The 13025-nt window shown below is 34.9% G+C and carries 14 protein-coding genes and 1 other RNA gene; 8 read left to right on the forward strand and 7 right to left on the reverse strand.

Going from position 1 to position 13025, the window contains the following annotated elements; all coding sequences use genetic code 11:
* The first annotated feature begins 94 nt into the window (after positions 1-94).
* From AAGD70_RS01675 to AAGD70_RS01705, 7 genes are all read left to right on the forward strand, one after another.
* Positions 95-1603, forward strand: a complete 1509-nt coding sequence (locus AAGD70_RS01675) for a YifB family Mg chelatase-like AAA ATPase (RefSeq protein ID WP_065094698.1) — start codon at positions 95-97, stop codon at positions 1601-1603.
* Between the two features lie 84 nt (positions 1604-1687).
* Positions 1688-2146 carry a hypothetical protein gene (locus AAGD70_RS01680; RefSeq protein WP_065094697.1) on the forward strand — a complete coding sequence of 153 codons (459 nt, stop codon included), beginning with the start codon at positions 1688-1690 and terminating at the stop codon, positions 2144-2146.
* A gap of 246 nt (positions 2147-2392) precedes the next feature.
* Positions 2393-3589 (forward strand): cell division protein FtsZ, encoded by a 1197-nt coding sequence (ftsZ, locus tag AAGD70_RS01685; RefSeq protein ID WP_010962790.1) that lies wholly within the window; start codon positions 2393-2395, stop codon positions 3587-3589.
* Positions 3589-3987 (forward strand): EVE domain-containing protein, encoded by a 399-nt coding sequence (locus AAGD70_RS01690; protein ID WP_065094695.1) that lies wholly within the window; start codon positions 3589-3591, stop codon positions 3985-3987. Before ftsZ ends, AAGD70_RS01690 begins: the two co-directional genes overlap by 1 nt.
* 55 nt (positions 3988-4042) lie before the next feature.
* Positions 4043-4378 carry a WPE palindromic element domain-containing protein gene (locus tag AAGD70_RS01695; RefSeq protein ID WP_174515860.1) on the forward strand — a complete coding sequence of 112 codons (336 nt, stop codon included), beginning with the start codon at positions 4043-4045 and terminating at the stop codon, positions 4376-4378.
* Positions 4372-4824, forward strand: coding sequence for an rRNA maturation RNase YbeY (gene ybeY / locus AAGD70_RS01700; RefSeq protein ID WP_065094694.1), 453 nt, complete (start codon positions 4372-4374; stop codon positions 4822-4824). The genes AAGD70_RS01695 and ybeY overlap by 7 nt, the downstream gene beginning before the upstream one ends.
* Positions 4825-4910: 86 nt before the next feature.
* Positions 4911-5699: a succinate dehydrogenase iron-sulfur subunit gene (locus AAGD70_RS01705; RefSeq protein WP_065094693.1), complete on the forward strand. Its 789-nt coding sequence runs from the start codon at positions 4911-4913 to the stop codon at positions 5697-5699.
* 3 nt (positions 5700-5702) lie between these two features.
* Here AAGD70_RS01705 and AAGD70_RS01710 read toward each other — a convergent pair whose 3' ends face one another.
* The 4 genes from AAGD70_RS01710 to AAGD70_RS01725 are packed head-to-tail and all read right to left on the reverse strand — an operon-like array spanning position 5703 to position 9136.
* Positions 5703-6839, reverse strand: coding sequence for a hypothetical protein (locus AAGD70_RS01710; RefSeq protein WP_065094692.1), 1137 nt, complete (start codon positions 6837-6839; stop codon positions 5703-5705).
* A 42-nt stretch (positions 6840-6881) separates the two neighbouring features.
* Positions 6882-7661, reverse strand: a complete 780-nt coding sequence (locus AAGD70_RS01715) for a GNAT family N-acetyltransferase (protein WP_006280097.1) — start codon at positions 7659-7661, stop codon at positions 6882-6884.
* The gene (locus AAGD70_RS01720) at positions 7651-8133 is read right to left on the reverse strand and encodes a phosphatidylglycerophosphatase A (protein ID WP_006279290.1); all 483 of its coding nucleotides are present in this window, start codon (positions 8131-8133) and stop codon (positions 7651-7653) included. Before AAGD70_RS01720 ends, AAGD70_RS01715 begins: the two co-directional genes overlap by 11 nt.
* A 19-nt stretch (positions 8134-8152) precedes the next feature.
* Positions 8153-9136 (reverse strand): NAD(P)H-dependent glycerol-3-phosphate dehydrogenase, encoded by a 984-nt coding sequence (locus tag AAGD70_RS01725; protein ID WP_006280098.1) that lies wholly within the window; start codon positions 9134-9136, stop codon positions 8153-8155.
* Positions 9137-9461: 325 nt separating this feature from the next.
* Here AAGD70_RS01725 and AAGD70_RS01730 point away from each other — a divergent pair, with 325 nt between their 5' ends.
* A complete protein-coding gene (locus tag AAGD70_RS01730; RefSeq protein ID WP_065095299.1) occupies positions 9462-10232 on the forward strand; it encodes a response regulator transcription factor in 771 nt (256 codons plus the stop codon).
* Positions 10233-10283: 51 nt separating this feature from the next.
* Here AAGD70_RS01730 and rnpB read toward each other — a convergent pair.
* The 3 genes from rnpB to AAGD70_RS01745 form a co-directional block, all read right to left on the reverse strand.
* Positions 10284-10633: RNase P RNA component class A (rnpB, locus tag AAGD70_RS01735), an RNA gene on the reverse strand.
* A 157-nt stretch (positions 10634-10790) separates the two neighbouring features.
* Positions 10791-12248 carry a hypothetical protein gene (locus AAGD70_RS01740; RefSeq protein WP_245611031.1) on the reverse strand — a complete coding sequence of 486 codons (1458 nt, stop codon included), beginning with the start codon at positions 12246-12248 and terminating at the stop codon, positions 10791-10793.
* Between the two features lie 6 nt (positions 12249-12254).
* On the reverse strand, positions 12255-12893 hold the full coding sequence (locus AAGD70_RS01745) for a hypothetical protein (RefSeq protein WP_245611030.1): 639 nt from the start codon (positions 12891-12893) through the stop codon (positions 12255-12257).
* Positions 12894-13025 lie beyond the last annotated feature (132 nt).

A 13025-nucleotide genomic window follows, 5' to 3' on the forward strand; every position in this document is an offset into this window, starting at 1 on the left:
CACTTTTTTGCTAAGTTAAGCCATCTTTAATTGCTGTAGCCTTTACTTCATCGCTTCTTTAATATATTGTATTAACAATTTTATATAATATATTATGATTGCAAATATAAATACCGTTGCGCTTCAGGGAATTAGCACAGTAAATGTCAATGCACAAATTCATATGGCAAATGGTATTCCAGCTTTTAATATTGTTGGATTGCCAGATAAAACTGTTGCGGAATCCAAAGAACGCATCAGAGCAGCGTTAAATTCAATCAATCTACTACTACCTCCAAAAAGAATTACAGTTAATCTCTCCCCTGCGGATTTGCTGAAAGAAGGCAGTCATTATGACTTGGCTATTGCTATTGGACTACTTGTTGTAATGAATGTGATACCAGTTGAAAAAGTTCAGTCTTATATCATTATGGGTGAGCTTGCCCTTGATGGCAGAGTTATTCCAGTTTCAGGAGTGCTGCCAACAGCGATCAATGCAAAACAGGCAAATAAAGGAGTAATTTGCCCAAGGGGAAATGGAGTAGAGGCTTCATGGGTAAAGAATGTTTCAATTCTAGCTATAGAGAAATTAACTGATATTATCAGACACTTTAAGGGTGAACAATTAACTCAGCCAGTAATTTTTAAATATAGTGATGCACCCAAAGAAAAAAGATTGGTTCCCGATATGAAGGATATTAAAGGCCAAGTTGTTGCAAAAAGAGCAGCTGAAATTGCAGCAGCAGGTGGGCATAATATGCTTCTTGTTGGCCCTCCTGGTACTGGAAAGTCAATGCTTGCTAAACGCTTTATAGGGTTGCTGCCTGATTTGACCGAACAGGAGATGATTGATGTTAATATTATTTCCAGCATAACAAAAACTGGTAATGAAATATTCAAAGTAACTCGCCCCTTTCGTGAACCTCATCACTCATGTTCCATGCCAGCAATGATAGGAGGAGGAAAGAATGCAAAACCCGGAGAAATTACCATGGCTCACAATCGCGTGTTATTTCTTGATGAGTTACCTGAATTTCCAAGACTCGTGCTTGATTCTCTGCGCCAACCACTTGAAGATAGAAAAGTTACCGTTGCAAGGGCGAACGCTCACATTACTTATCCAGCCAATTTTCAACTTATAGCTGCAATGAACCCCTGCAGGTGCGGTTATCTAGGTGATGCAAGCAGATCGTGCAACAAAGCTCCAAAGTGTGGCACAGATTACAAAAACAAAATATCAGGACCATTGCTTGATAGAATAGACATATGCATTGAAATGCCAAACGTCAGCATACTCTCTCCTGAAATCTCTGTGGAGGGAGAAAGTACCAAGATTATAAGAGAAAGAGTAATAGCAGCGAGAAAAATTCAAACTGAGCGTTATAGTAAATTGAATGTTCGTTGTAACGCAGAAGTGAGCGGTGAAGCATTTAATAAATTTACTGAACCAGATCAGGCAGGGTTAGAATTGCTAAAATACGTACTGAAAGAAAATTATATTTCCAATCGGGGCTACACACGTGTATTAAAAGTTGCAAGAACCATTGCAGATCTTGCAAAAAATGAAGAAGTAAAAAGAGCACACATTGCTGAAGCGCTGAATTATAGGATAAGGGTATATTAAAAAATTAGTTTACTTGACAGATAATTTGTTTCATTGTATACTGCCCTTAATGAAATTTTAACATTCTATTTAAGGAGTAGAGTTATGGCATTAACAAAATATAATTACGAACAAGAACATAGTGTTTTTCGCGCTATTTCAGAGGGATACACACAAGCTGGTAATGAACACTGGGGAGTTACAGGTGCTGCTGGTGGGTTTGGTCAGTATATTAAGGATAATAAGTTAAGAACAGCATTATTTCCGCTTGCAGTTGCAAGTATTGTCTTTACAGCAATGCATATGAAAGCAGGCTTTGTTAGTGCAGCAGAAGCTTCTGGGTTTCTTGCTAAGACTGCCAGTTACTTTGTTGGAACAAATCAAGCAATAGCTGCTTCATTACCTGGATTTATCGGAACAGGTGTTGCTGGTCAGATAGTTGCGGGTGCCATAATGGCAATTGCTGCAGCTGCTGTTCTTTATGGAACATATCAAGTTGCCTCAAAATTAAAAGATGTTGCGTTTGAAGCATGTAAAGGAAAAGAAAAAGGAGAAGCTATATAATAACTTCAACAAAACAAGAAGGGATAGTCTCTGTCCCTTTTTGTAAACATTTTCTATTTTTTGCATCGGTTAAGTGATGTCATTTAAGAATCTAGTTATTATAATTAACGGCACTTATTAGTATAAATGTTAAGAATAAGTAAATCCCGTTTACTGTTTACGCCTATAGAAGTGAAAAGTATTTGCATATTATTAAAAAAGCGGTAACTTATTATCAAGTGAATTCGCTAAATTTGAGTAATTTAAATGTCTATTGATCTTAGTCTGCCGGAGTTACCTATATTACACCCAAGGATTACCGTTGTGGGAGTGGGTGGTGCTGGTGGAAATGCTGTGAATAACATGATCCAATCTAATTTGCAAGGAGTGAATTTTGTTGTCGCAAATACCGATGCTCAAGCACTAGAAAAGTCGTTATGTGATAAAAAAATTCAGCTTGGCATTAATTTAACTAAGGGGCTTGGTGCTGGTGCTTTGCCTGATGTCGGCAAAGGTGCAGCAGAAGAGTCAATTGATGAGATTATGGAGCATATAAAAGATAGTCATATGCTTTTCATCACAGCAGGAATGGGCGGTGGTACTGGAACCGGTGCAGCACCGGTAATTGCAAAAGCAGCCAGAGAAGCAAGAGCCGCAGTTAAGGATAGAGCGCCAAAAGAAAAAAAGATATTGACTGTTGGAGTTGTAACTAAACCGTTCGGTTTTGAAGGTGTGCGCCGCATGCGCATTGCAGAACTTGGACTTGAAGAACTGCAAAAATACGTGGATACACTTATTGTCATTCCAAATCAGAATTTATTTAGAATTGCAAATGAAAAAACTACATTTTCTGATGCATTTAAACTTGCTGATAATGTTCTGCACATTGGCATCAGAGGAGTAACTGACTTGATGGTCATGCCAGGGCTTATTAATCTTGACTTCGCTGATATAGAAACAGTAATGAGCGAGATGGGCAAAGCGATGATCGGCACCGGAGAGGCAGAAGGAGAAGATAGAGCAATTAGTGCTGCGGAAGCTGCAATATCCAATCCATTGCTTGATAATGTATCAATGAAAGGTGCGCAAGGAATATTAATTAACATTACTGGTGGCGGAGATATGACTCTGTTTGAAGTTGATGCTGCAGCCAATAGAGTGCGTGAAGAAGTAGATGAAAATGCAAATATAATATTTGGTGCTACTTTTGATCAAGCGATGGAGGGAAGAGTTAGAGTTTCTGTTCTTGCAACTGGCATTGATGGTCGCAATAATAAATCAGAAACTTCACCTATAAGTCAGAGCGAAGACTCAGAGAAAGAGAAATTTAAGTGGCCATATAGTCAAAGTGAAAGTACGCAAGACAAAACACTGGAAACAAAACCAGCTGAACAGGTAAGCGAAGGAGCTAAGTGGGGCAGCAATATCTATGATATACCAGCTTACTTAAGAAGAAAAAAATAATGCAATTTTGGCTACTCAAGTCAGAGCCAAGTGAATACTCATGGCAAAAAATGGAAAAGGAGCAGGTAGTTGAGTGGGATGGTGTGCGCAATTATCAAGCTCAAAATTACATGAAAATTATGAAAGCAAGCGATCTTGCGTTTTTTTATCATACAGGTAAAGAGAAAGCAATAATTGGAATCGTTGAAGTATTTAAAGAGTATTATCATGTTAATGATCCCAAGTTCGGATTAGTGAATGTAAAGTTTTTGAAACTTTTAAATAACCAAGTAACGTTAAATAATATAAAACAAAACCCACTTTTGAAAAATATGGCTATATTAAAACAACCACGTTTATCAATTGCCCCAGTTTCGGAAATTGAATGGAATGAAATAATAAGGATGAGTGATGTGTAATACCTGTCATTTCAGTTCCTAAATGATGTCATCTCAGCACGCAACGCACAGCTGTATGAATATTTGTCTCGAAGGCAGTGCATTAAACGTTATAGCCGATTTTGCATCAAACACAAAGGTGTCATTCCAGTGCTTGACACTGGAATCCAGCCTTAATGCAACCACATTAAAGCCGTTGTGTTTTAATATAAGATTAGCTACTTTTATATTCACTAACTTGATGTCTAATCAAAATTCCTGGATCCCAGTGTCTAGGCACTGGGATGACATCCTTCTAGTGTACAATATTCGTACAGTTGTGTACATGACACAAGGGTCTATAACTCTTCTTTTTTGGATTCCAGTGTCAGCTATTTGCATGACACCCTTACTGATGTGTCACTCATGTTAGAAGTAAATATTCTTGACAAGAAATGGTGCAGCATTATAGAAAATCCTAAAAATTTTGTATTAGGTGTCATCAATGCTTCTCTAAAAGAATTAAAAATAGACCACTATAAACCAAATATATCAATAGCTCTGGCTGATGATGACTTGCTACATCAACTTAATTTAAAATTTAGAGAAATGGATAAGCCAACTAACGTACTATCATTTCCGTATGAACAATTGTCTAATGAGTGCGATTTAGGAGACATAGCAATTTCAATAGACACAATAAAAAGAGAATCGCATGAGTATTGTATACCCATTCTTGCTCACATTGCACACATATTAGTGCATGGATTACTGCATTTACTTGGTTATGATCACCAAAAAAAAGATGAAGAAATTATAATGAAAAATCTAGAAAGAGAGATTTTAGCTTCGCTTGGCTACAATATGTGTGCGATTTAAAAGGAATTTAATAAAAATATAGTAGATGATAATAAAATATGTTATCTACAAAGGGTTTTAGCTATAAACAATAAAAGGTAAGTGATATGGTTCAGTTTTCTTTGCAAAAGAATTCTAAAATTAATCAAAAGGGCAAAATTTATCCTATTCCTGCTAGAGCAAAAAACATCAGAAGATTTCAAATTTACCGTTGGTCTGCTGATGACGAGAAAAACCCTAGAATAGACACATTTTTTATTGATATGGATAGTTGTGGCCCTATGGTACTTGATGTATTAATAAAAATAAAGGATGAAATAGATTCGACTTTAACTTTCAGACGTTCTTGTAGAGAAGGCATATGTGGATCTTGTGCCATGAATATTGACGGAACCAATACTCTTGCATGTACTAGATCTATACACGATATAAAAGGTGACGTAAAAATATATCCATTACCTCACATGTATGTGATAAAGGACCTAGTCTCGGACTTGAGCCAATTTTATGAGCAATACAAATCAATTAAACCTTGGTTACAAGCAGATAAGCCTGCCCTACCAAATAAAGAATACTCTCAATCTCCTAAAGATAGAAAAAAATTAGATGGCTTGTCCGACTGTATATTATGTGCTTGCTGTTCAACTGGTTGTCCAAGCTACTGGTGGAATAGTGATAAATTTTTAGGACCAGCAATACTATTACAAGCCTACAGATGGATTGCTGACAGCCGTGATAATAAGACAGGTGAAAGACTTGATGTTTTAAACGACCCATTCAAGTTGTATCGTTGTCATACAATAATGAATTGCACAAAAACTTGTCCTAAAGGACTTAATCCAGCAAGAGCAATAGCGAAAGTAAAACAGCTCATGGTAGAGAGAGAAGGAGTTTAAGTATCATCTTTTGCATTCTTCGTAAGAGAACAGCAAACCTTCCGAAGCGTAGGGTATTGTTAATACCCTGAACGCTTTTCCGTTTGTGAAGTGCATCGTATCATCGTACGATTCAAATAATTTTTTGAACAACTCATGTCTTTGGTTACTAATAGTTTGAAAATCCTCTTTTTCTAAAAGCTTTTTAGATTCGAAGAGGTAAAGCATAACTTCGTGATAAGTTGGGTAAGATGCCAAAAATTTTGGGTCAAATTGAAAGGTTTTTATAAAAGCATTATTATAAAATTTTAGCTTTTGATTCTTACTATATATTACTATAGCAACCGGTAACCTCTCAAGCAAATTTTTCTGTGTAGCTAAATAACTGTTTAATTCAGTATATAATTTCTCTGCATCACTAACATCTTTCCCATACATTACTATGCTACCAGAACCTTGTATTGGAATTTTAACAAAATCGAAAACCTTAGGTTCGTTCTTATAAGTTATGACATGTCTTCCTGGTTTTGTGCTATGAGCGCTACCGGTAATAGCAAATTTCTTAGAACCATCTACATATTTATCATAAAACAAGTTATAAAATTCCACCTTTCTACTCTTGTTATATCTTAGTATTGGAAATGGTAAAGAGTTGAAAACGTTTTTATAGCTCTCCACTTCCTGTGTAAGCTTACTATTTTCTAACTCAAGTCCGTTAGCCTTTATCTTACAGTCTGAGACATTCCTTATCCATAACAGCACACCTATCACATTGTTAGAATCATCTATTATGCTTCTACCGTAACATATGCAATAAACCTCACTGTCTTTTGACTTTAAATCTAGAGTAAAAGATTTATTTATTTCCTTTGCCTCAACAAAATTTTTGATTAAGCTTTTTGATTGCTCAAAAAAATTCACAAACTCATTAAATGAGTAAAAAACAGTATTAAGCAAAATTAGTAAATTGGGAGAGAACTTTTCTATACGTTTTTTTGCATCCCAAATATAAAACCCATCATTCACAGTATCAATTAAATTATTTATGATAACATTTTGATGCTGTAAGTTCTTAATCTTATTACTAATTTTTAATTTAGAATAAGAGAGAAAGAATAATATTAGAATCAATATTAAAACCACTTCATACAAAAAAAACATAGCACTTTTAAAACAAATGTAAAAATTTGTAACCGCTCAGAATTATGCTGAAGAGGTATATAAGTAAAGATTGCCTAACATTTGAAAGCCCAATCTCTTATAAAGGTTCACAGAAGATTTCATACAATGTGCTACTATATATTTGCATTCAAGCTGTTTAGCTATCTTTATTCTTTCTAAAACCATTTGGGTACCTATTCCACGATTCCTGTAAATTGGTAAAACTCCATCACTATAAAAACCAGCTACGCTGTCTTGAACATAAAGACCGCATGTCCCAATAATTTCATTATTTAGTGTTACAAGAAAAAATCTTAATCTTGAGTTCTTATCATCATAATTTGATAATCCGCGAAAAAATGTGCTGACAATTCCAACGCCATGATAAAAAATTTTAGAAGTGTGTAGATCTAACTGTTCTAAGAGGTTGCTACCATTCACAGCATTTAACCTCAAGTTTGGAATAACATCAGCAGGTAAAAAGTAATTTTTCATATTAAGTAAAGCTTTTTTTGGTGTGCTAACGTGTTTTATTTCACACTTTTCTAAAATATCTCTTATTTTCATATGTGAATTTATTACCCATGTTGCTTCTATATCTCTTGTTCTGAGATAATCTAGAGTTTTTTGTATAGAAAGCTCGGTACATTGATCTCCACAGAACACAAAATTAAATAATGACTCCCTGGTACCATTTATTGTAAATATGATGTTATCAAATTCATCGTGTACTTCCCACTCAGATAAATTCGCTGTGTACAGTATATAATCCTTTAGATTTTGAACAATTAAGCTTGAATAATAAATTTTTTTATCCTGCATACACCAACAATAAACAATAAAAGGCTCCTATAAGAACACAGGCTAAAATTGCAGCTATAACGTCATCTAGCATAATACCTAAAGGACCTTTGGTATTTTTATCGATTAAATTTATAGGCCACGTTTTTATTATATCAAAAAACCTAAAAGAAAAAAAGCACAACAACAATGAAGAACAATTCATCTCTTGGCTTAACAATATCGAAACTAAAAGTATCGTCAGCAATTGACCAACCACTTCGTCAATTACTACCTCTTTTGGATCACATGAAGTCTTGTAATGTTTTATATAATTACCTGTAGACCATAATCCAATTAAGAATAAAAAAGAAATAATTGCTGCACCTAAAATTTTGTTGCTCAGGATTACAGGAACAAGCGGAAAAGAAGCCAAACTACCTACAGTACCTGGCATTTTTTTTACTGTTCCAGACAGCCACCACGTTGATATTAATTTATATAAAAATTTCACAATATATCCAAATACAAAATTAACTTATAAGAACAGAAATAGTATCCTCTATAGAGGCGCTTTCATACAATAATCTATAGACCGCTTCACATATAGGCATTTTTATCTTTAGCTTTCCTGCTAAATTAAATATGGACTCAGCAGTGCTAAAACCTTCAATCACTGACTTGCCTTCTGACAAAATCTGCTGAACATTAAAGCCATTGTCACTATTACCTATTTTAAACCCAAAAGATAAGTTTCTTGAATTCAAGGATGTGCATGTCATAATTAGGTCACCCAGACATGCTGGCCCAAGTAGTGTATTTATATCCACACTACCGTCACCAATTTTTGCTGAGTATAAAGCCTTAATTTCGCTCATACTTTTCGTAATCAATGCTGCATGAGCATTAAACCCAAGTTTACTACCTAGAACAATCCCACACGCTATAGCAAAAACGTTCTTTAACGCTGCACAAATCTGTACTCCTATAATGTCGTTACTAAACTCCAATTTAACATTTTCTTGTTGCAGCTCTGATACTAGCTTTGAACCTAATGTGTTATTTTGGCATGCAAGAACCATTGAATAGGGTAATTTTCTTGCAACTTCTACAGCAAAGCTAGGACCTGAAAAAATAGCAATAGGATTGTTAGGTAAAATTTCATTTACTATTTCACTAGGTAATTTTAATGTAGACTTTTCTATTCCCTTACAAGCTAAAATTATTGCTACATCTTTTTTCAGATTACAATTATGCAATTGCTGACATACCTTCCTCAGAGACTGAGTGGGAACAGCGAGGATTGTTACTGAAGCATTAATTGTGTCTTCAATAGCCAATTTTACTGACACATTATCAGAAATTCGACAACCGGGTAGCTTGTCACTTTCTCTTTTCCCGTTGATTGATTCAAATGTAGTTTCATTGCGAGTCCACAAAATCACATCTTTCTTACTACCTAATGAAATTGCGATTGCTGTACCCCATGCACCAGCACCTAAAATTGATATTGCCACACAATATTCCTGAAAATATTACTTATACTTTAAAATAGTAGGATAAGTAAATTAAAAATATAACACAGACATATAGAATAGTTAAATATTTATTAACCGAAGTATTCTTTTAATAATAGTAACTTTAATTCAATATTTACTAAAAATATTATTACTATCATGGTATGTCTATTATATTTTAGATCTATTTATATAACTTTGGAACAATATATTTACTATTAATTAATAAGTGTAATTTTGATCATTTGTTAATAAAAATTTGATTTATTACTTTCCTTAGTTATATATATTACTAAAATTATAAATTATTTATGGGGTGTAAAATATGCGTATATTATTAATTGAAGATGATCAAGTAAGTGCAAAGACTGTGGTTAACGCCTTAACTTCTGATGGACATTTCTGTGACGTTGTTACTTCTGCACAAGATTATAACAATAATATGGTTTCCTCAAACGGAGATTACTATGACCTAGTTATTTTAGATATACACTTGCCTGGTGATATTGACGGATATGATATATTGCTAAGACTAAGAAGTGCAAAAATCAAAGTTCCTGTCTTAATACTTTCATGTATATCCGCTGTCAATCACAAAGCTAAAGGACTCGGGTATGGTGCCGATGATTACTTAACCAAACCATTTCATAAAAGTGAGTTATTAGCTCGAATTAAGGCCATAGTGCGTCGTACTAAAGGCCATCCTGAATCGGTGATAAAGATTGGTAATATAAATATCAATTTTGATCACAGGCTTGTTGAGGTGAAAGGTAAAACGGTTCACCTTACTAATAAAGAGTATTCTATGATAGAATTGCTAGCACTGCGTAAAGGAACAGTATTAACAAAAGAAATGTTCTTAAATCATCTTTACAATGGCTTAGATGAACCTTCAGATAACAAGATAGTTGATGTTTTTATGTGCAAATTACGTAAGAAACTTGAAAGTGCAAATGATGGAAAAAGCCACATAGAAACCGTTTGGGGCAGAGGGTATGTTCTGAAAGAGTATATTGATGATGATGAATATTTTAATGTTAATGTAGGCGAAAGTAGTGATGGCTATCAAGCAGAACAAGTGAAGGACAACGCATGAAATGCCTACACATTTAAATATAGCATGGCTTATATCGCACGTATCATGTGAACGCCTAGGTGAAATATAAGCCGAGTTCTGTTTATGTAGCTATTTATCTGGAGTAAATGTTACCATTTACCGCATGCGATTTACCCGAGTAGATATGAGGAAAACATAAAATCTACTTCTATTTAATCTTGCTCCTAGTGTTGGTTACTCGACTACCAATATTGCCATTGCCATGGTGTGCTCTTACCACACCTTTTCACCCTTACCTAAAAATATTTTAGGCGGTAATTTTCTGTAGCCCTATAACTGGAGTTACCTCCGGCGGGCATTACCCGTCACTATTTTTCCTTGGAGCCCGGACTTTCCTCTGCTATGTTTATCACACAACAGCAGCTACTTATTTCACCTAGGAATTATACTTTAACATGAAAATCACAAAAGCAAAAGACAATTTCCTAACAGTCTACATATTAAAAACATTTAGACAAATAGCTAAAGGTGATATTCCGGCACATCATCACTATCCCAAGATAAGCTTTTTTCACTTTTAGACTCCGCTTCAGTTAGTCAAGAGCCTGGTCCACCGCTTGAAGACGATGAGCTACTTCTTGATCGACTACTACTTTCTACTGATATACTATTTAGCACTGTTTCAGATTGATATATAGTTCGCATTCTGTTACCAGTGGTAAAAATTTCTTCATCGCTACTTGAAGATGATCGCCTTCTATAACCCAAATCAGTTAGTTCTAATACAGGAGCAGCATTACGACCCTTAACATATCTATATGCTATGAATCCTATAATTCCAACAATACCTATTGCTCCAACCAAAGATCCCCCTATCATTCCTGCCTTATTAGACCCTATAGCAAGTTGAGTAGGTTGTGGTGAAGAAGTAGACTGAGGAAGTAAAGTCGTGGTGAATATAGGAGTTGTTGACTCTTTTGTTCTAGTACTTGGTATACTAAATACTGTTTGTGTAGTTTTCTCTGAGCTTGTTGTTGGCGCAGTTGGTTCCACTGTTACTGTGCTTGTTTGAGTCGTTGACTCTGTTGAAGGTTTATTCGTTGTAGAAGTAGGTGCAACGGCTTCTGTTGTTGGCTTCACTGTTACTGTACTTGTTTGAGTCGTTGACTCTGTTGAAGGTTTACTCATCGTAGAAGTCGACGCACCAGTCGCTGCTGTAGGTTTTACAGTACTTGTCTCAGTCCCTGAAGTTACTATCGGCACACTAGTTGACGTTGTAGCAACCGTGGTCGCTTGTGAAGTAGTAGTTGTTTTTGCTACTGTCGTTGACTCCGTTGAAGGTTTACTTATTGTAGAAGTAGGTGCAACGGCTTCCGTTGTCAATTTAGTAGTCTTCACAGCGTCGGTTTCTGCTGTGCTAGTAATTGCAGCAGTCGGCGTTTTCTTAGAAGTCACAACCGTTTCTGCAACAGTTATAGGAGCCACGGTACTACTAGAAATAATATCTGGCGTTAATCGACCGTTAATGATATTAACAAAATCACTGAGAGTTTTGATGCTATTTGCCGGTATTATTGTTGCTTCAGAAGATTTTCCAGAGCCGTTTTGATTAAAAGTTACAATATTTTCTCCACTTACCGCAGTTACGATAAAACCACCCTGACCGTTGCCTTTAATATATAATTGCTCTATAGGATCTGTAAATTGATAGATAGGAAAATCTGACACTGATCCATTTTTAAGTAGAGTTGCTATATGTAACCTCTGCTCATTAGCTGATTGGTCATTTTCAAGAAAAGCAACTAGATCATTTCCTTCCGTTTGTTCAACATACTGCAAAAAGCTTATTTCATGTTCTCTAGAAAGAGATAGTGCTTTATTATCTATTTGACCTTTTCGATTACCAAGTAAAAAGCCATTAACTCCATCCTTCAGACCCTGAATCACTTTAGCCATATCAAATTTAAAAATACGTGTTTTTCTCACCTCTTGATTTTCCTTAGTAATCCTTTTGCTCACTTGCGAATAAAGCATCGTGTTTCCATTTAATGCCAATTGCCCCTAATTATCAAAATTGAACAATTTTCTTTCTGTAACACCTTTTTCTCCAGTCAATACCTTAAATTTTCCGCTCTCGCTTGACTTTAAGTACCAAGAAACTAAAGTTTGATCCTTTAAGTTATGGGCGATTACAATTACGTCACCATTACCAACTTTCACTGCTCTTGGTTGAAAGTAACTATTGCCCACATTTGCAAGACTATTATTATCAATATTCTTTTGTAATTTTCTTTTATCTAAATGTTCAACTGAAGGAGTATTAACTGATTGTTTAATTCCGTAAGTGTTAAAAGATAAGCCTTTAACGCATTTTTCTCCTTCTTCGCTAATTCCTTCTTCAGGAAAGATAACTCCAACTTTATCTATTTCAGCTGAATCTTCTATTAATGTGAGAGATAATTGATCTTTGAATTCATTTGCTACGCTGATATTTGTACCACATTCGTATGTTTTTGATTGATATAATGGACTAATAAGTAATTTTACTTTACTGCTCCCATTACCATTATCTTGATAGCTGAGTCCGTAAGCAACTCCATTCCCCTCAATTAATTCTACGTTTGTTGGATTAAAACCTATCGCTTCTTTAATTTCCGGTGTATTTGAGTTGATCCCGAGCAATCTTCTTAATATAGACATAATTTTATTTAAAATATTAATAAAATGCTATTATGATTACTCCTGTGTGTTAATGTCAATGAAAATTTTAACTAAAATTAAAAAATTAATATAATATTTTATACTAAAAGGTAAATATAAGCTTGAAGAGGG

Source organism: Wolbachia endosymbiont (group A) of Nomada flava (assembly GCF_964027055.1).
Taxonomy (GTDB): domain Bacteria; phylum Pseudomonadota; class Alphaproteobacteria; order Rickettsiales; family Anaplasmataceae; genus Wolbachia; species Wolbachia pipientis.